The following is a 17,347-nucleotide window of genomic DNA, read 5'->3' on the forward strand; positions in this document are numbered from 1 at the left end:
GCTTGATATGCGTGCTTGAGACTTACTGTTCGGACACGAAAGAGAACGGGCTCAGCTTCGCGATCGTGCCGTTCTGCACGAGACGCGTGACCGCCGCGATATCCGGTGCGAAGTAGTGGTCGAGCTCGTAATGCGCGACGTCCTTGCGCACTGCGTCCATCGCTTTCTGCAGGCTCGGGCTGGTCTTGTGCGGCGCGCGCAGATCGACGCCTTGCGCGGCGGCGAGCAACTCGATCGACAGAATGTTCGCGGTGTTTTCAGCAATGTCGCCCAGCTTGCGCGCGGCGAACGTTGCCATCGACACGTGGTCTTCCTGATTCGCCGACGTGGGCAGCGAGTCGACCGATGCCGGATGCGCGAGCGTCTTGTTTTCCGAGGCGAGCGCGGCAGCCGTGACGTGAGCGATCATGAAGCCCGAATTCACGCCACCGTCGCGCACGAGGAACGGCGGCAGGCCCGACAGCGTCGCGTCGATCAGCAGCGCGATGCGGCGTTCGGCGAGTGCGCCGATTTCAGCGGCGGCGAGCGCGAGGTTGTCGGCCGCGAAGGCAACCGGCTCCGCGTGGAAGTTACCGCCCGACAGCACTTCGCCGGTGTCGGGGAAAATCAGCGGATTGTCGGAGACGGCGTTCGCTTCGAGCAGCAGCACGTTGGCGGCGTGGCGCATCTGATCCAGACACGCGCCCATGACTTGCGGCTGGCAGCGCAGGCTGTACGGGTCCTGCACCTTGTCGCAATCGGCGTGCGAGACGTTGATGCCCGAGCCTTGCAACAGCGAGCGGTATGCCTCGGCCGCGTCGATCTGGCCTTGATGGCCGCGCAGTTCGTGAATGCGCGCGTCGAACGGCTTGACCGAACCCATGGCCGCATCCACCGACAACGCGCCCGACACCAGCGCGGTGCGGTACAGGTCTTCAATGGCGAACATGTTATAGAGCGCGAGCGCGGTCGAAGCCTGCGTGCCGTTCAGCAGCGCCAGACCTTCCTTGGCTTGCAGCGTGAGCGGCTTGAGGCCGACGAGCGCGAGACCTTCGGTGGCCGGCATGCGCTCGCCCTTCGCGAACACTTCGCCGACGCCGAGCAGCACCGCCGACATATGCGCGAGCGGCGCGAGGTCGCCCGATGCGCCGACCGAACCCTTGACCGGAATCACCGGCAGCACGTCGGCGTTGTACAGCGTGATCAGCGCTTCCATCACTTCACGGCGAATGCCCGAATGGCCGCGGCCGAGGCTCGAGAGCTTCAGCGCGATCAGCAGACGCACGACCGGACGCGACATCGGCTCACCCACGCCAACCGCGTGCGAGAGCACCAGGTTGCGCTGCAGCAGTTCGAGCTGGTCGTGCGGAATATGCGTGCTGGCGAGGCGCCCAAAACCCGTGTTGATGCCGTAGGCCGGCTCGCCCTTCGCGGCGATGTCGGCAACGGCTTGCGCGCAGGCGTCGATCGCGGCATGGCTGGCGGGATCGAGTTGCAGCGCGACGTGTTCGCGTGCGATCTGGCGCAGTTGCGGGAGGGTCAGGTGGCCGGGCTTCAGATTCATCATGGTTGTCGTCCTGTCTATACAATTTGAAAGAAGTCTAGCGGCGTCGGCTTGTATATACAACTTGTTTTTGGAGGTTTTGGCCTAGGGGTTTCCATTAGGGCGAGATGCAGGCTTGGCTTGGATCTTGCCTTTGCGATGTCTTCAATCGACCACCTGACGTGTAGCGCCTCTCCGCTTCGAAGATCTCAACTTGTATATACACGTTCAAAAAGCGAGGCGCGAGGCGGACAAAAAGATTCCGGCCTCGACCGGTGACGACTCCGCGGCCATAAGAGCGTTATAGGCGAGGCGGCTCGCGGCGTAAAAAAGCCCGCGGACTCTGGCAAGCCGCGGGCTTCGTATCAGGCGGATGAAGGGAATAACGCGGCTAAAGCTTCACGCGCGCCGCGATAAAGTCCAGAAAGCACTGCACGCGCCCCGCCAGCGACGCGCTCTGGTAATACACCGCACTCACCCGCTGCCGCTCGTCGGCGAGCACGTTGCCGAGAATCGGTACGAGACGCTTCTCGCGCACGTCGGCGGCACTCATGAAGTCGGCCAGACAGGCGATGCCCCATCCCGTCAGCACCAGTTGCCGCAGTGTCTCGCCACTCGACGCGGTGATCGCCGGTTCGATCTTCAGCGTTTCGGAGCCGCCCTTGCGCCCTTCCCGCAACGGCCAGCGATTCAGATGCTCCGGTGCCGTGAAGCCGATCAGCCGATGTTCCCGCAAGGCTTCCACCGATCTGGGTTCGCCATATTCGGCCAGATACGCCGGGCTCGCGAGTACCCGCAGCTTGCTGGTCCCCAACGCACGCGCATGCAAGGTCGAATCCTGCAACTCGCCGATGCGGATCGCGATATCCACCTTCTGCTCCAGCAGATCCACGATCCGTTCGTTGCTGGTCAATTCCAGCCTGATCTCCGGATACAGGGCCGAAAACGCCGTCATATGCGGCGCCACGCAATGCAGCATGAAGGGCGACGCCGCATCGACACGCAAACGCCCCGAGGGCCGCTCGCGGCCGCGCGTGACGGACTCCTCGGCCTCTTCCATCGCGTGCAGGATGGCCCGGGCGCGCTGCAGGAAAGCTTCGCCCTCTTCGGTAAGCTGCAAACGGCGCGTCGTGCGCCGCACCAGCGCCGTATCCAGCTTCTTCTCCAGGCGCGTGAGCGCGCGGCTCACGCCCGAGACCGTTTGGCCCAGTTTTTCCGCAGCCGCGGTGATCGAGCCGCTGTCGATCACCGTGACGAACACCAGCAACTCGTCAGTCGAAGTTTTCATTGTTGATTTCAAATCAAGTTTGATTTGAGACTAACACGCTTTTTGCGAGAATCAAGACGATGGATACTGCGTGCATGTCATCGTGTTTCTCAACAAGGAGAACGACTTGAAGATTTTCATCACTGGTGCAAGCGGTTTTATCGGCGGGTCCATTGCAGCGCATCTTGCGCGCGCCGGCCACTCCGTCCGCGGTCTGATCCGCAACCCCGAACAGCGCGCCGAGCTGCAACGTCTGGGTATCGAACCCGTCATCGGTACGCTCGACGACAGCGCGTTGCTGATCGCCGAAGCAAAAGCCGCCGACGCCGTCATCAATGCCGCGAGCAGCGACCATGAAGGCGCCGTGAAAGCGCTGATCGAAGGACTCGCCGGGTCCGGCAAAACGTTCCTGCACACGAGCGGTTCGAGCATTGTCGGCGATGCGTCCGGCGGCGAAGCGGGTCAGGCGCGCATCTATCACGAAGACGCGCTGCCCACGCCGACCGCCGACAAGGCCGCGCGCGTGGCCATCGATCAACTCGTGCTCGACGCCGCACAGCGGAACGTCCGCTCGGCCGTACTGTGCAACACGCTGATCTACGGCCACGGTGCGGTCTCCGGCAGCGCGAGCGTGCAATTGCCGCGCCTCGTGCGTCAAACACTGAAGAGCGGCGTGGTGCGCCACGTGGGCAGCGGCGGCAATATCTGGTCGAACGTGCATATCGACGACGTCGCCGAACTGTATCGCCTCGCTCTCGAAAACACGCCCGCGGGCACCTTCTACTTTGTGGAAAGCGGCGAGGCGTCGTTCCGCGACATGAGCGCCGCGATTGCGCGCACGATGGAGCTCGGCGAACCGCAAGACTGGCCGCTCGAAGAAGCGCAAAAGGAATGGGGCTACGAAATGGCCTCGTATGGCCTCGGCTCGAACAGCCGCGTGCGCGGTGAGCGCGCCCGCAAGCTGCTTGGCTGGCAACCGAAGAGAACTTCCGTGATCGACTGGATCGAGCACGACATGATGTCCGCGAAGAAGGCTTCTACCGCGGCGTAATCCATGTAAGCGCCGCCGTTGCGAATCCGTAAGCTCAACTCGATAGAATCGCGCTCACCTGATCGCGCGGCTCGACAAACCGGGTCGCGCATGAGCCCGGATTTGATCGATGACTATGGCGCTGAATTTCGATTGGCTGACCAATCTGCTGGCGATTCTTTTCGTCGTGGCGTGTCTCTACGATGCACGCTACGACGAATACGGCACGTTGACGCTGTCGGCGGCCGCGATGGGGCTCGTCGTGATGGCGATCGAAGTTTTCCTCAAGCCCGCTTTCGACATGTCGCTTTGAAGCGACAGCGCTTCGCATGTGACGCCGTGCATCGCGACGTCACACCTGTCGCGGTTGCGCGCACAACGAGCGCGCAACCGTTTGATCACACCGCGACTTCCGGCGGCGCCTGGCGAAAGCAGCGCGTAATCCAGCCGAGATAGCACAAGCCCAACACGAACCACACCGCGCCTAGCACCAGCGCCGTCTTCTCCAGACTCACCAGCAGCCACACGTCGGCGAGCGCGCCGGCCAACGGCAACAGCAGCCCGCCGATCACGCCTATCGCGTTCGCACTGCCCCGCGCGTTGAAGAACTGACGGATCACGCACAGATTGACGGCCGTGAACGCAAGGAACGCACCGAAGTTGATGAACGATGTCGAAGTGGCCACATCGAGCTTCAAGGCGACGAGACCGACAGCGCCCGCAATCGCGATGTTCAGCGCCGGCGTCTTGAACTTAGGATGCACGAAACCGAAGATGCGTTTGGGCAGCACTTCGTCACGGCCCATTGCATACAACAGACGTCCCACGCTCGCCTGCGCCGAGATGCCCGAGGCAAACTGCGCGAGAATCAGGCCCGCCAGAAACACCGTGACGAATATATCGCCACCCACTTTGCGCGCGACTTCGAAAGCCGCCGAATCCGGGTCCTTGAACACCGCGCCCGGGTGCGCGAGCTGCACGGTATAGGCCGCGATCACGAAGATCGCGCCGCCGATCAGCGCAATCAGCACGATGGCTCGCGGCATGGTCCTTTCGGGGGCGATGGTTTCTTCAGTCAGCGTCGAGACCGCGTCGAAGCCGAGATACGAATACGCGGCGATCGCCGCGCCCGCCATCGTCGCCGAGAACGGCACGTGCGGTTTGAAGAACGGCTCGGCCGACACGAGACCGCCAGGTCCGGCGGCCGCCGTCACATAGTGGCAGCACAGCACGACGAACAACGCGACGATCGCCAGTTGCACCACCATCAGCACGATGTTGAAGCGGTTCGCGAGTTCGATGCCGAGAATGTTCAACGCACTGGTCAGCACGATAAACGCGACGATCCAGATCCACGCCGGCACGTGCGGGAACGCGGCGCTCAGATACGCTGCGCCGATCAGCCAGATCACCATCGGCAGGAAGAAATAATCGAGCAAGGTGGCCCAGCCGATCATGAAGCCGAGATGCGGGTTGAAGGTCTTGCGCGTGTACGTGTAGGCCGAACCGGCCACCGGAAAGAGCCGCGCCAGTTTGCCGTAGCTGAGCGCGGTGAATACGATCGCGATCAGCGCGATCAGATAGGCGAGCGCCGCGGTGTCCTGGCTGGCGCTCGCCAGCACGCCATAGGTGCCGTAGACGATCAGCGGCGCCATGTAAGCCAGACCGAATAGCAGGACCGACGGCAGGCCGAGTGTGCGCTTCAGGTGCGCGCTGCGTGGGGCCGCGGGTTCGGCGGCGGATGATGAAGTCATACGGTGTCTCCTCTTGCGAATGGGCGAGCATCGTCCCGGGCGCGGCATGGCACGCGCCCCGGTCGAGCCGGGTCGATCGGACTTGCTGGCGGCGCGCGATTCGCGCCGATGGTCTTTGCCTGATGCGCCGGGCAGGTCCGCACCGCCGTTCAGGCGGCATGCCGGCCCGGTCGCGCGTCGGCCTGAACGTTCGCTTCAGCGCGCGCGAATCACGCGCGCACGTTGGCCGTGCGCGCCGTCTTCGGTGGCGAGATCGAGCGCAATGCGCGCGTCGTGCAGATAACGATAATGTTCGCGAGCGCCTTCGAGGCGCGCGCGCTCGAGCGTTGCGCGCAGCACGGTTTCCCGCTGGCCCGCGTCGCACACCACGTCGCCGAATGGATCGATCAATGCTGACTCGCCGGGAAACGTGAGGTTGTCGTCGCCGGAACCGATGCGATTGACTAGCGCGGCGAACATCTGGTTTTCCATGGCGCGCGCCACGATCGCCCGGCGGTGCACCGGCCCGAACGGGTCCATGTTGCCGTTGGTCACGACCAGCAGATCGGCGCCCAGCGACGCAACCGCGCGTGCCGTTTCGGGAAATTCAATGTCGTAGCAGATCAGCAGACCGACCGTCATGCCTTTGAAGCTGCACACTTCGAAACGGTCGCCCGGTTCGAACACGCCGACGTCCGACGCCCACAGGTGGGTCTTGCGATAACGCAGCGCGATCTCGCCGCGTTCGTCGATCAACACGGTGGTGTTGAAAAAGCGGCTGCCGTCGCGCTCGGCGAGGCCCACCGCAACCGCCACGCGCGCTTCGCGCGCCGCGTCGCGCACGGCGCTCAACGAGGGGCCGTCGATCGGTTCTGCCACTTCGGCAACGTTATGCCGCGTCGGAAAGCCCGACAGCGTGGTTTCGGGAAACACGATCAGATCGGTTTCTGCCGAACGTTGGCCGATGATTTGCAGCACGCGTTGTACATTCGCGCCGCCGACACCTACCGCGCCATCCACGACGGGAATTTGCGCCAGTTCGAGTTGAAGCATTCTGTCTCCTGTCGACCAGAGTTAGCGCTTTAGCGCTTACTCTGGTCCCATGCACAGCGGTCGACCAGAGTTAGTGCTTTAGCACTTACTCTGGTCCCATGCAAAGCGGTCGACCCGAGTTAGCGCTTTAGCTGTCGACCAGAGTTGGCGCTTTAGCGCTTACTCTGGTCCCATGCACAGCTCTTACTCGGGTCCCATGCAATATTGCTATCCATCCCGATTACCTTCGCGTTGAACGACAGCCGTTCTCGACCATCCCGCGATCAGGTTGGGCCTATTATTACCAGACATATTTTTGTCCGTAATTACCCTGCTGGGTTACCCTCATCGGAGCACGCATGGAACTCGAATGGCGCGATCTGGCCTTTCATCGCGAGATCGGCGCGGTTATCGAAGCCCTCGATAGCACGCAATTCTGGACTCGCCTCACGCGCGCGCTCGAACGTTATGTCGCCTTCGACAATTGGGTCGCATTGCGCTTCACAGCGGGCGCGGCGCCGCTCGTGTGCGCCGAATCGCCGATGCCGGACGGCACCGTCGACACGATGTTCCAGGACTATCTGGCCGCGCTCTATCAACTCGATCCGTTTTATATCGCCGCCACCGAGAAACCCGCATCGGGCTTCGTCACGCTGGCCGATGTCGCACCGGACAACTTCTCGATGACCGATTACTACCAGCGGTACTTCAGAAAAAATATCGTCGGCGACGAGGTGCACTTCAACTACATGATCGACGCGCAACACACGCTAGCCTTTTCGCTCGGCGCGACGCATCGTTATGCCGAGCGCGATCTGGCCGTGCTCGCGCTGTGCGCGCCGTGGGTGATCGCGCTGCTGCGGCAACGCTTGCCCTACGAGGCATTCGACGCTGCGCAGCCAGCCTCCAACGAAGCAGTCGCCGAGACGTTCACGGAATCGCTCGCCGCCACCGACGCCCCCGCCTACGCGGCGCGCTTCGAGCAGGTCGCGTCGGCGGGCGGTCGCGCCTCACTCACCGCGCGCGAAGTAGAAGTGGCGATGCTGACCTTGAGCGGATTTTCGACGCGCGCCATCGCGGAGAAACTGGCGATCTCGTTCGAGACCGTGCGCGCGCACAAGAAACACATCTATACGAAACTGAACGTCAATTCACAGTCGGAACTGTTCGCGCTGTTCTATGAAGCGGGGCGCCAGGGCGTATAACGCCCCGCTCCTTTCTCGCAAGGTTGCGCTAGCGCTGCATTCTCCGCGCTCTATCAGGAACCGCACGCAGCGCAGCCGCCTTGCGCCTTTTCTTCATAGCGGTCGTGATGCCTGACCCAGTCGGTCAGATTGCTGTCTTCATTGCGACCCTTCGGCGTGACGTCGAGATGCGCATAGGTATTGATGAAGCGTTCGTCACCGCGCCCATAGCAGGAATACGTGTGATACACGTCGCCGTTCTCGTCCTTGTAGAAGACACTGTGGCCGTGTTGTTCGTCGATGCCGACATCGTCCTCGGTGAAGTTGTAGAACGCTTTCTTGCTCGCCAACTCTTCCGGCGTGAACGACACGTGATAATCGAAATTGAAATCACTGCCGTTCGAGGACACCCAGGCGAAGGTCCAGCCCATGCGTTTCCTGAAGCTCTCGATCTTCGCGAGCGGCGCACGCGACACCGTCACGTAAGACACATCGTGATGTTCGAGATGCGTGACGATCCCTGTCATGTGATCCGACAGGAACGAGCAGCCGACGCAGCCCTCCTCCCAATCCGGGCCCAGCATGAAGTGATAGACGATCAACTGGCTGCGCCCGTCGAACAGATCGGTCAGCGTCTTGCGGCCTTGCGGCGTATCGAAGGTATAGGTCTTGTCGATCCTGACCCACGGCAGCGCGCGGCGTTTGCGAGCAAGTTCGTCGCCGGCGCGCATGTGCGCTTTTTCTTCGGCCAGCAATGCCCGGCTGGCAGCCAGCCATTCCTCCTGCGAGCCAATACGGTGTTGCGGTTCCATCTGCGTCTCCTTTGCCTGCATCGTGCAGGTCAAACAGCACACCCCGAAGGAATTCCCCGTGGGGACTTTGGGGACATGCAAACCACTCAGGCCACGTAGCGTTCGAGCGAATCGATCCCGTCTGTCCAGCCGCGGCGATGATCTTCGCGCTGAGCTTCGTCGGCAAGACGTTCATGTGTGAGCGTGAGCCACGTGCCGTCACCGTCCGGTTCCAGCAGCAACGTGACCTGCGATTCATGCTCCGGGCTATAGCGCCATATCCACGAGAAGACCAGCTTGCGGTCGGGCACCACCTCCAGATACTGACCGTTGACCTCGACTTCGTTGCCGTCCGGCTTGCGATACACGATCGCGTAACGCCCGTCGACGCGCACATCCAGTTCCGCGCGCACGACGTCCGCGCCGCCCGGATGCATCCACGTCATGAATTGCGCCGGTTCCGTCCACGCGCGGAAGACTTTGGGGGGCGCGGCGTTGAGACGCCGCTGGAGGGTGAGGCTGGGCTGGGCGGACATGGGCTTTGCTCCTCTTCGACGAAAGCGGCCAGACGATCGAGTGATTCGGACCAGAAGCGCTGATAGCGGCCAAGCCACTCCATGGCTTCCTCCATCGGCCCGGCGCACAGGCGGCACGCGACCGTGCGGCCGGTTTTGCTGCGCGTGATGAGACCCGCCTCGGACAGCACGTCGAGGTGTTTCATCACCGCGGGCAAGGAGATCGCAAACGGCTCGGCGAGTTCGCTGACCGACAGATCTTTCGACGACAGACGCGCGAGCAGCGCCCGCCGAGTCGGATCGGACAGCGCGGCAAAGGTGCGATTCAATAACGCTTCATCAAACTTAACCATGAGGTTAACTATAGAAACGAAGCGACGAATGTCAAGGACAGGTACGCGTTTTCGCAAAAGCGCACCGCAAGCGGCGTGGGGAGTACGATAAAAAAGATACGCGGCGCACCGCAGATGAAGCCTGCCGCACGCCGCGTCAAGGTGGAGAACAACCGACTACAGGCTCGAGTAATGCGGCCGGTATCGCGCCACGTTGCTCTCGCTTTCCAGCACAAATTCAATCGCTTGAAGCGCGGCGTCAAGCAACGCCCCGCTCACTGCCTGCCACGGTCAGATCGCCCAACCGCCGAGATAGAAGCCGACCAGCACGATAGCGATGGCAACCGTGCCCACGTTCAGCTTGCGGTACTCGCCGCTGACCACACGGCCGATCACGAGCGTCGCGAAGCCGAGCATGATGCCTGTCACGATGTTGGCGGTCAGCACGATGAACACCGCGCACATCAGGCCCGACATGGAGTCGACCATGTCGTCCATATGCAGCTTGCTGACGTTCGAGAGCATCAGCAGGCCGACGTACATCAGCGCGGGGGCCGTCGCATACGAAGGCACGAGGCCGGCGAGCGGCGAGAAGAACATCACCACGAGGAACAGCAGACCGACCACCGCGGCCGCCATGCCGGTCTTCGCGCCGGCGGCCACGCCCACCGTCGATTCGATATACGCCGCCGCCGGCGCGCCGCCGAGCAGGCCCGAGAAAATCGAGCTCAGCGAATCGGCCGTCAGCGCGCGGCCACCGTTGATGATGCGGCCGTTTTCATCGAGTTGCCCGGCTTGTCCCGCGACGGCGCGGATCGTACCCGTCGCGTCGAACACCGCGGTCATCACGAGAGCCAGCACGCTCGGCAGCACTGCCATCGACAACGCGCCCTTGATGTCCATCGCGCCGATCAGCGAAGCGTGACCCGGCGCGCTCAGCGACGGCACGGCGAACACGCCGTGGAACGACACGGCCGGATCGATGGCGAGCGCGATCGCCGAAATCGCCACGATCACGATCAGGATCGAGCCCGGTACGCGGCGGCGCACCAGACCGAAGATGGCCGCGAGTCCCGCCACCGACATCAGCGCCGGCAGCGCCGTGATATTGCCGAGCGACACCGGCAGACCCGCGCCGGGATTCTTCACGACGAGACCCACGTCGTTGGCGGCGATCAGAAGCAGGAACAGGCCGATGCCGATCCCCGTGCCGTGCGCGATGCCTGTGGGCAGATTGCGCAGAATCCATGAACGCACGCCCGTCACCGAGATCGCGGTGAATACGACGCCCATCAGGAACACCGCGCCGAGCGCGACGTTCGGCTGCAGCCCCTTGCCGAGCACGAGGCCGAACGCGGTGAACGCCGTCAGCGAAATCGCGCAGCCGATCGCGATCGGCAGACGCGCCCACACGCCCATCAGCAGCGAGCCGAAGGCCGTGGTCAGACACACGGCGACGAACACCGCACTCGTGTCGAAGCCCGCTTTGCCGAACATGCCCGGCACGACGAACACGGAATAGACCATCGCGAGGAAGGTCGTGATACCCGCGACGATTTCCTGACGCTGCGAACTGCCGCGTGAAGAGATTTCGAAATAGCGGTCGAGAAAGCCCTTTCCGTCGAATGATTCGGTGCCGACTTCAGAAATCGGTTGGGCGTGGGGTTCCATCATGATGAGTGCCTCCTTTATCAGCGTGCTGAAACGGCCGTCGATACGGCCGCCATCAGGTTCGTCTCGTTGCGTTGATTTAATGTGGGATGTGATCTTTTTTTGCTGTCTCGAAATGTAGGGCAACACAAATATGTCTCCCATCGCATGATTGGCATGCCCGACATGTCGCGACGCTTATATCGTTCAGGGGACGGCAAACCCGCTTCATAGCCCGCGCGTTTACACCTACGGTCTGTCACAAAGATATGAAAGGGTTTTGAGAGGTTCGACGCGTCTCAATGGACCGCGGCCATGCGACCGTGCGAACAATCGGCCCGGTGCGGCATGAACCATGCTTGGGGCAACCTGTCAGACTGCCTGCAAAACCGGAGCCGCCCAACGTCGCGGGTTACACTCTGGCCCGTACCTGTCTTAACTGCGGCGGCCCACGGGCCGTTCGCACCGGCCCATGGAGTCCTTCTTGATGAGCGGCGGTTTTTCGCGTCCTGCCTGGCGTCTCTTGCTTCTTGCTGTGTTCGCGCTATTCGCGCTGTCCGGTTGCAGCAGCTTGCTGTGGGGTCCGCAGCAGGCGCCGATCGTGGACGCCACGGTGATGCCGGTCGAACCCGCAAGCGCGCCAGTGGCCGCCTCCGCGCCCGAACCGGTCGAGACCGAAGCGGCCGAACCCGAGCAGCCGAGGAAGCCGAAGAAACCGGTCGTCAAGCCGCACAAGGTCGAGCCTCCGCCGCCGGTTGTCACGCCTGCGCCACCGCCTCCCCCGCCCGCGCCGCTGATCGTGCTGCGCACCATCGAGCGCAACGAGGCGCGCGCGCTGCTCGACAGCGAAGTGCAGAAGCCCGACGGCAAAGTGGTCGGCCGCGCGGTCGATCTGATCGCGGACGCCGGCGGCAAGCCGCGCGAAATGGTCGTGAATCTGCAGGGTTTCCTGGGGGTCGGCGACCGCAAGGTGAACTTCCCGTGGGGCGCGTTCCGCTTCACGCCGACTGCGAAAACCGCGCCCATCACGCTCAACGCCGCCGCGATTCCGGCGAATGCGGCCAAAGCCGCTGCCGTTTTGCAATTGCCGCTGATCGACGCCACCGTCGAGCGCTCGAACGGCGCCAAGGTCGGCCGCGTGATCGACGTGCTGATCGACGCCAACGCACAGCCGCAGGCGGTCGTGCTCGACGTCAACGGCATGGTCAGCACCGAACGGCGCACGATTGCCGCCAGTTGGTCGGCGCTGCGCTTCGTCACCAAAGACAAGGAGCTGCATCCGCTACTCGAGTTGAGCGATGCGCAGATCAACGCAACGCCGCCTTATGCGAGCGACAAACCGATCCGCGCGGTGTCGCCGGCGCCGCCTCCCGCGCCAGCGCCTGCCCCTGCTCCGGCTTCCGCGCCCGCCGCCGTTGCGGCGCCTGCGGCCGCGGCCACGACTACGGCGGTTTCCAACGCACGGGCGGCCCGATGACAGGCCGCACACTGGTAACAGCGCGCAGCTTGCGCGCGCTCGATTGGCTGAATTTTTTCGTCGCCAACGTGCAAACAGGGTTTGGACCGTTCATCGCGTCCTACCTCGCCTCGCATAAGTGGACGCAGGGCGAGATCGGCATGGCGCTGTCTGTAGGCACGATCAGCGCGATGGTGAGCCAGGTGCCTGGCGGCGCCGCCGTCGATGCGTTGCGCAACAAGAAAGGCGCGGCCGCCTGGGCGATTTTCGCGATCATCCTGAGCGCGGTGCTGCTGGCTGTCAGTCCGACGGTGCTGCCGGTGATCGCCGCCGAGGTGTTTCACGGCTTCGCGAGTTGCATGCTGACGCCGGCGCTCGCCGCGATTTCGTTCGCGCTGGTGGGACGGGCGAATCTCGGCGACCGGCTGGGGCGCAATGCGCGCTGGGCGTCGATCGGCAGCGCGGTCGCGGCCGGACTGATGGGCCTGTTCGGCGAGTACTACTCGCCGCGCGCGGTGTTCTGGCTGACCGCCGCGCTCGCCGTGCCCGCCCTCTTCGCGCTGACGATGATCCAGCGCACCGACACCGTCGAATTACCGAAGGCCGCGCCGACGCCGCAGCAGATCGAACGGCGCGAGAGTCTGCGCGAATTGCTGCGCGACAAGCGGATGCTGCTGTTCGCGGCGTGCATCGTGCTGTTCCATTTGTCGAATGCGGCGATGCTCAATCTTGCCGCCGGCGAAGTGACGGCCGGCATGGGCGACAACGTGCAACTCGTGATTGCGGCGTGCATCATCGTGCCGCAGGCGATCGTGGCGATCATGTCACCGTGGGTCGGGCGCTCGGCCGAACGTTGGGGACGCCGGCCGATTCTGCTGCTCGGGTTTTCAGCGCTGCCGATACGGGCGTTGCTGTTTGCCGGAATCAGCAGCCCTTATTTGCTCGTGCCGGTGCAGATGCTCGACGGTTTGAGCGCCGCCGTGTTTGGGGTGATGTTGCCGCTGATTGCCGCCGATGTGGCCGGCGATAAGGGACGCTATAACCTGTGTATCGGATTGTTCGGGTTGGCTGCCGGGATTGGGGCTACGTTGAGTACCACTGCGGCTGGGTTCGTGGCGGATCATTTTGGGAATGCCGTGAGCTTTTTTGGTCTCGCCGCGGCTGGGGCGTTGGCTGTTTTGCTCGTGTGGGCGGCCATGCCGGAGACTCGCGAGGCGGCTGCTGACGGGGAGGCGCCGGTGGCGGATGGGGAGAAGTCGGCGGCTCGGTGATGGGGGTGCTTTTTTTGCCTGGCGGCGGTTTGTTTTTTTGTTGTGGTTTTTTGGGGTGTTGGCCTTTCCTTGCTTTGTTAGTGGTCTATCGGCGTTGCCCCTGTGCGGGGCGGCACCTCCTTTCTTTGCCGCGGCAAAGAAAGGAGGCAAAGAAAGCCGCTTTGAACCGCCAGCTCATAAGCGGGTCCCCCGCGCAGCCACGGTAGTGGTGCATCTGGAATCCGTGCCCTCGCACACTCCGCGTTTGTGACAAGGCCATCATTCTTCCGGCGGCGCTGCGCGCGCCGTCGCGGTAGTTCGGCAAAACGTTTGTAGTTCAGGGATCGGTCTGCGATGCGCGGCCGCGATTTTTTGATCTCTTTCGGCGGCCACGATAGTTAGGAAAACTGAGCGCGAATAGAATTCATCGCTTCTTTCCTAATCGGATTCGCCATGGTGGCTGCCGTCTCCGCGGCAGTCGCCAGCTTGGCAAGAGGATCTGGATTGACGACGCTCGCAAGGAAAACTGACGAGATTCTGGCTGCTTCGCTGGCTGATCCCGGGCGTTCAACCGATGGCGCCTGCATCGGTATAGGCACGAATGACCGCGACGGCGCGCGCAGCGTCGCCGGAAGAATGACGGCTGTGTCACAAGCGCCGAATGTGCGAGGACACGGATTCCAGATGCACCACTACCGTGGCTGTGCGAGGAACCCGCTTATGGGCTGGCGGTGTAAAGCGGCTTTCTTTGCCTCCTTTCTTTGCCGCGGCAAAGAAAGGAGGTGCCGCCCCGCACAGGGGCAACGCCAATAGACCACTAAGAAAGCAAGAAAGGCCAACAAACCAGAAGCCCAAAGCCCCGCAAAACCAAAAAAAACACTACCCAATATCCCGCCCAGCAGTCTCCCGCATAAACGGCAACGGCAACAAGGAAACCACCCCACACCCAATCAGATACCAAGCCGGCGCGAGATTACTCCCGGAAACCTGAATCAACCAGGTAGCAAAAAACTGCGCAAACCCACCAAAAATAGAAACCCCGAGACAATAAACAATCGACATCCCGGTAGCACGAATCTCACGCGGAAACATTTCCGGCAACATGACGATATTAGGCACTGCGGTAAAAGCAACCAGCACACCCAGCACCGCCACCACCGACAACAAAACCGGCACCGTAGGCGAAGCATTGATAATCATGAACGCCGGATAAACAGCCACGATCAGCAACACACGAGAAACCCACAGCACGCGCTTACGCCCAACACGATCCGACAACGCCCCTGCAAAAGGCGAACAGATCACCGTCACTACCGCAGCAGTCTACGCGGCCCAGAGCGCCGACGACATCGGCAAATGCAGAATCCGGATCGCGTACGTGGACAGATAAAACAGCACGATATAGTTCGCCGCCGTACCGCCGATCGTCGTCAGAACGCCCGTCGTAATCACGCCGGAATGCTCGCGAAACAGCTTGCGCACCGGCTGCGAGGCGGGCTGTAAAGCCGCCGCACTCCCGCCTGACTGCGGCGCCGAGCCGTCTTCGATACCCGGCAGCGTCTCATCCAGATGCCGCCGGATATAGATGCCGATCGGCCCCATCGCCATGCCGATCACGAACGGCACGCGCCAGCCCCAGCTCTCCAGCGCCGCGGTCGAAAGCGCCGCCGCCAACGCGACACCCAGCAGCGATCCGCACACGGTGTTCAAGCCCTGGCTCACGAACTGCCAACTACCGTAGAAGCCACGCGTTTTATTGCTACCGTATTCAAGCAGCAGCGACGTCGACGCACCAATCTCACCACCCAGCGCAAAGCCCTGAATCAGCCGCGCGAGAATCACCAGCAGCGGCGCGGCGACACCAATCGCCGCATAAGTCGGCGCGAACGCGATGATCGCGGAACCGAGCGTCATCAGCCACAGGGTGAGGCTCATCGCGGCCTTGCGGCCCGCGCGATCGGCATACGCCCCGAGCACGATGCCGCCCACCGGCCGCATGATGAAACCCACGCCAAACGTGCCGACCGCAAGCATCAGTTGCGCAAGCTGCCCTTCCACCGGGAAATACAGCTTGCCGATGATCGTCGCAAAGAAGCTGTAGATCGTGAAGTCGAAAAACTCGAGGCCGTTGCCGAGCGTAATCGCGGCAATCGCTTTAGCGTGGCTCGCGCGCCTCGCCGGTTGCGCTGCCGTCGCACTCTGCATGCTCAACGCTTCGGTGCCCGCGGGTTGCGGTGTGGCGGAATAGTCCATCTGTGTCTCCGTGATGTGCTTCCTGCAGATGCGCGGCTTGACCCGCCCATGCAAACGCTGCTGCGTCAGACCAGAAACGCCTGCGCGAGTCTCACCCAGTAAGCCGCGCCGGTGGCAAGGCAATCGTCGTTGAAGTCGTAGCCGGGGTTGTGGACCATGCAGCCGCCCTCGCCGTCACCATTGCCGATGATGAGGTAGCTGCCGGCGCAACGCTCCAGCAGGAACGCGAAGTCTTCGCTGCCGGTGAGCGGCTGCATATCGGCGATCAGGCCGCCTTCGCCGAGCCAGTCGAGCGCGACTTGCCGCGCAAGACCGGTCATTGCCACGTCGTTGACGAGAACCGGATAGCGGCGCTGATAGTCCACATGCGCCTGCGCGCCGAACACGGCCGCCTGGCCGCACGCCACCGCCGTGATGCGCTCCTGCAAGTAATCACGTACCTCGGGTTTCAACGCGCGCACCGAAAGACGCATCTCGGCCGTCTCCGGAATCACGTTCGGCGCTTCGCCCGCGTGAATCGCGCCGACGGTAATGATCGCCATATCGAGCGGCGCGATGTTGCGCGAGACGATGGACTGCAACGCGAGCACGATTTGCGCGCACACCACCACCGGATCGACCGCCTTATGCGGCACCGCGCCATGACCGCCGCGCCCGGTCACCTTGATGATCACCGTATCCGACGAAGCCATGAAAGACCCGGGCAGGAAGCCGAACTTGCCCGTCGGGAAACCCGGCATGTTGTGCATCGCAAACACGGCGTCGCACGGAAATTTGTCGAACAGGCCGTCTTCGAGCATTTTTTTCGCGCCGGCGAGGCCTTCTTCAGCGGGCTGGAAAATCAGATTCAACGTACCGTCGAAGCACTTTTCCTGAGCCAGATGTTTGGCCGCCGCGAGCAGCATGGCCGTGTGACCGTCATGGCCGCATGCGTGCATCTTGCCGGGCACCTTGCTCGCGTACGGCAGGCCGGTGGTCTCGTGAATCGGCAGCGCATCCATGTCGGCGCGCAGACCCAGTTTGCGCGTGCCGGCGCCAACTTTCAGTTGCCCGACAACACCCGTTTGACCCAGCCCGCGATGCACGGTATAGCCCCAGTCCTGCAAGCGTTCGGCGACCAGGTCGCCGGTGGCGAACTCTTCGTAAGCCAGTTCGGGCTGCGCGTGAATGCGGCGGCGCAGCGCGATCATTTCGTCTTCGAGTTCGGCGATGCCCGCCGGAATGGCCATGGTGTTCACGTCGTGTCTCCATCAATGAAAGCGTGAACCCAGCATAACGACGCCGATTTACCAGCGGCAGGCGTAGAATCGTTGCGGCAGCAACCGCTGGTTG

The 17,347-nt window shown here is 62.8% G+C and carries 14 protein-coding genes and 1 pseudogene; 5 read left to right on the top strand and 10 right to left on the bottom strand.

Going from position 1 to position 17,347, the window contains the following annotated elements; genetic code table 11:
* Window positions 1–22 precede the first annotated feature (22 nt).
* Both hutH and BLW71_RS08625 read right to left on the bottom strand, forming a co-directional pair.
* On the bottom strand, window positions 23–1,546 hold the full coding sequence (gene hutH / locus BLW71_RS08620) for a histidine ammonia-lyase (RefSeq protein ID WP_091795115.1): 1,524 nt from the start codon (window positions 1,544–1,546) through the stop codon (window positions 23–25).
* 367 nt (window positions 1,547–1,913) lie between these two features.
* Window positions 1,914–2,810, bottom strand: a complete 897-nt coding sequence (locus tag BLW71_RS08625; protein WP_091795119.1) for a LysR family transcriptional regulator — start codon at window positions 2,808–2,810, stop codon at window positions 1,914–1,916.
* Between the two features lie 106 nt (window positions 2,811–2,916).
* On the opposite strand from BLW71_RS08625, the gene BLW71_RS08630 reads away from it, so the two are divergent.
* Window positions 2,917–3,840, top strand: coding sequence for an NAD-dependent epimerase/dehydratase family protein (locus BLW71_RS08630; RefSeq protein ID WP_091800621.1), 924 nt, complete (start codon window positions 2,917–2,919; stop codon window positions 3,838–3,840).
* A gap of 109 nt (window positions 3,841–3,949) precedes the next feature.
* Entirely contained in the window at window positions 3,950–4,132 is a 183-nt protein-coding gene (locus BLW71_RS08635; RefSeq protein WP_091795123.1) for a hypothetical protein, read from the top strand.
* An 85-nt stretch (window positions 4,133–4,217) separates the two neighbouring features.
* Here BLW71_RS08635 and BLW71_RS08640 read toward each other — a convergent pair whose 3' ends face one another.
* Together BLW71_RS08640 and BLW71_RS08645 are read right to left on the bottom strand one after the other, a co-directional pair.
* A complete protein-coding gene (locus tag BLW71_RS08640; protein WP_091795126.1) occupies window positions 4,218–5,573 on the bottom strand; it encodes an APC family permease in 1,356 nt (451 codons plus the stop codon).
* Between the two features lie 195 nt (window positions 5,574–5,768).
* Complete coding sequence (locus BLW71_RS08645; RefSeq protein WP_091795129.1) at window positions 5,769–6,605, bottom strand: carbon-nitrogen hydrolase family protein; 837 nt, start codon at window positions 6,603–6,605, stop codon at window positions 5,769–5,771.
* A gap of 338 nt (window positions 6,606–6,943) precedes the next feature.
* Between BLW71_RS08645 and BLW71_RS08650 the strand changes: the two genes are divergently transcribed.
* Window positions 6,944–7,789, top strand: a complete 846-nt coding sequence (locus BLW71_RS08650; RefSeq protein ID WP_091795131.1) for a helix-turn-helix transcriptional regulator — start codon at window positions 6,944–6,946, stop codon at window positions 7,787–7,789.
* Between the two features lie 53 nt (window positions 7,790–7,842).
* Here the strand turns inward: BLW71_RS08650 and BLW71_RS08655 are convergent, their stop codons facing one another.
* The 4 genes from BLW71_RS08655 to BLW71_RS08670 all read right to left on the bottom strand — a co-directional run bounded on the left by BLW71_RS08655 (window position 7,843) and on the right by BLW71_RS08670 (window position 11,080).
* Window positions 7,843–8,580, bottom strand: coding sequence for a DUF899 domain-containing protein (locus tag BLW71_RS08655; protein ID WP_091795134.1), 738 nt, complete (start codon window positions 8,578–8,580; stop codon window positions 7,843–7,845).
* Window positions 8,581–8,666: 86 nt separating this feature from the next.
* On the bottom strand, window positions 8,667–9,005 hold the full coding sequence (locus BLW71_RS08660) for an SRPBCC family protein (RefSeq protein WP_286161954.1): 339 nt from the start codon (window positions 9,003–9,005) through the stop codon (window positions 8,667–8,669).
* Complete coding sequence (locus BLW71_RS08665) at window positions 9,002–9,427, bottom strand: ArsR/SmtB family transcription factor (protein ID WP_091795140.1); 426 nt, start codon at window positions 9,425–9,427, stop codon at window positions 9,002–9,004. The genes BLW71_RS08660 and BLW71_RS08665 overlap by 4 nt, the downstream gene beginning before the upstream one ends.
* Before the next feature lie 270 nt (window positions 9,428–9,697).
* Window positions 9,698–11,080, bottom strand: a complete 1,383-nt coding sequence (locus tag BLW71_RS08670; protein WP_091795143.1) for an NCS2 family permease — start codon at window positions 11,078–11,080, stop codon at window positions 9,698–9,700.
* Between the two features lie 463 nt (window positions 11,081–11,543).
* Here BLW71_RS08670 and BLW71_RS08675 point away from each other — a divergent pair, with 463 nt between their 5' ends.
* Both BLW71_RS08675 and BLW71_RS08680 read left to right on the top strand, forming a co-directional pair.
* The gene (locus tag BLW71_RS08675; RefSeq protein ID WP_091795146.1) at window positions 11,544–12,533 is read left to right on the top strand and encodes a PRC-barrel domain-containing protein; all 990 of its coding nucleotides are present in this window, start codon (window positions 11,544–11,546) and stop codon (window positions 12,531–12,533) included.
* Complete coding sequence (locus BLW71_RS08680; protein WP_091795149.1) at window positions 12,530–13,783, top strand: MFS transporter; 1,254 nt, start codon at window positions 12,530–12,532, stop codon at window positions 13,781–13,783. Before BLW71_RS08675 ends, BLW71_RS08680 begins: the two co-directional genes overlap by 4 nt.
* An 858-nt stretch (window positions 13,784–14,641) precedes the next feature.
* On the opposite strand, the pseudogene BLW71_RS08685 reads toward BLW71_RS08680, so the two are convergent.
* Both BLW71_RS08685 and BLW71_RS08690 read right to left on the bottom strand, forming a co-directional pair.
* Window positions 14,642–16,015, bottom strand: a pseudogene (locus BLW71_RS08685) (MFS transporter).
* Between the two features lie 65 nt (window positions 16,016–16,080).
* Window positions 16,081–17,253 (bottom strand): M20 aminoacylase family protein, encoded by a 1,173-nt coding sequence (locus BLW71_RS08690; RefSeq protein WP_091795153.1) that lies wholly within the window; start codon window positions 17,251–17,253, stop codon window positions 16,081–16,083.
* Window positions 17,254–17,347 lie beyond the last annotated feature (94 nt).

This window comes from Burkholderia sp. WP9, assembly GCF_900104795.1.
GTDB lineage: Bacteria > Pseudomonadota > Gammaproteobacteria > Burkholderiales > Burkholderiaceae > Paraburkholderia.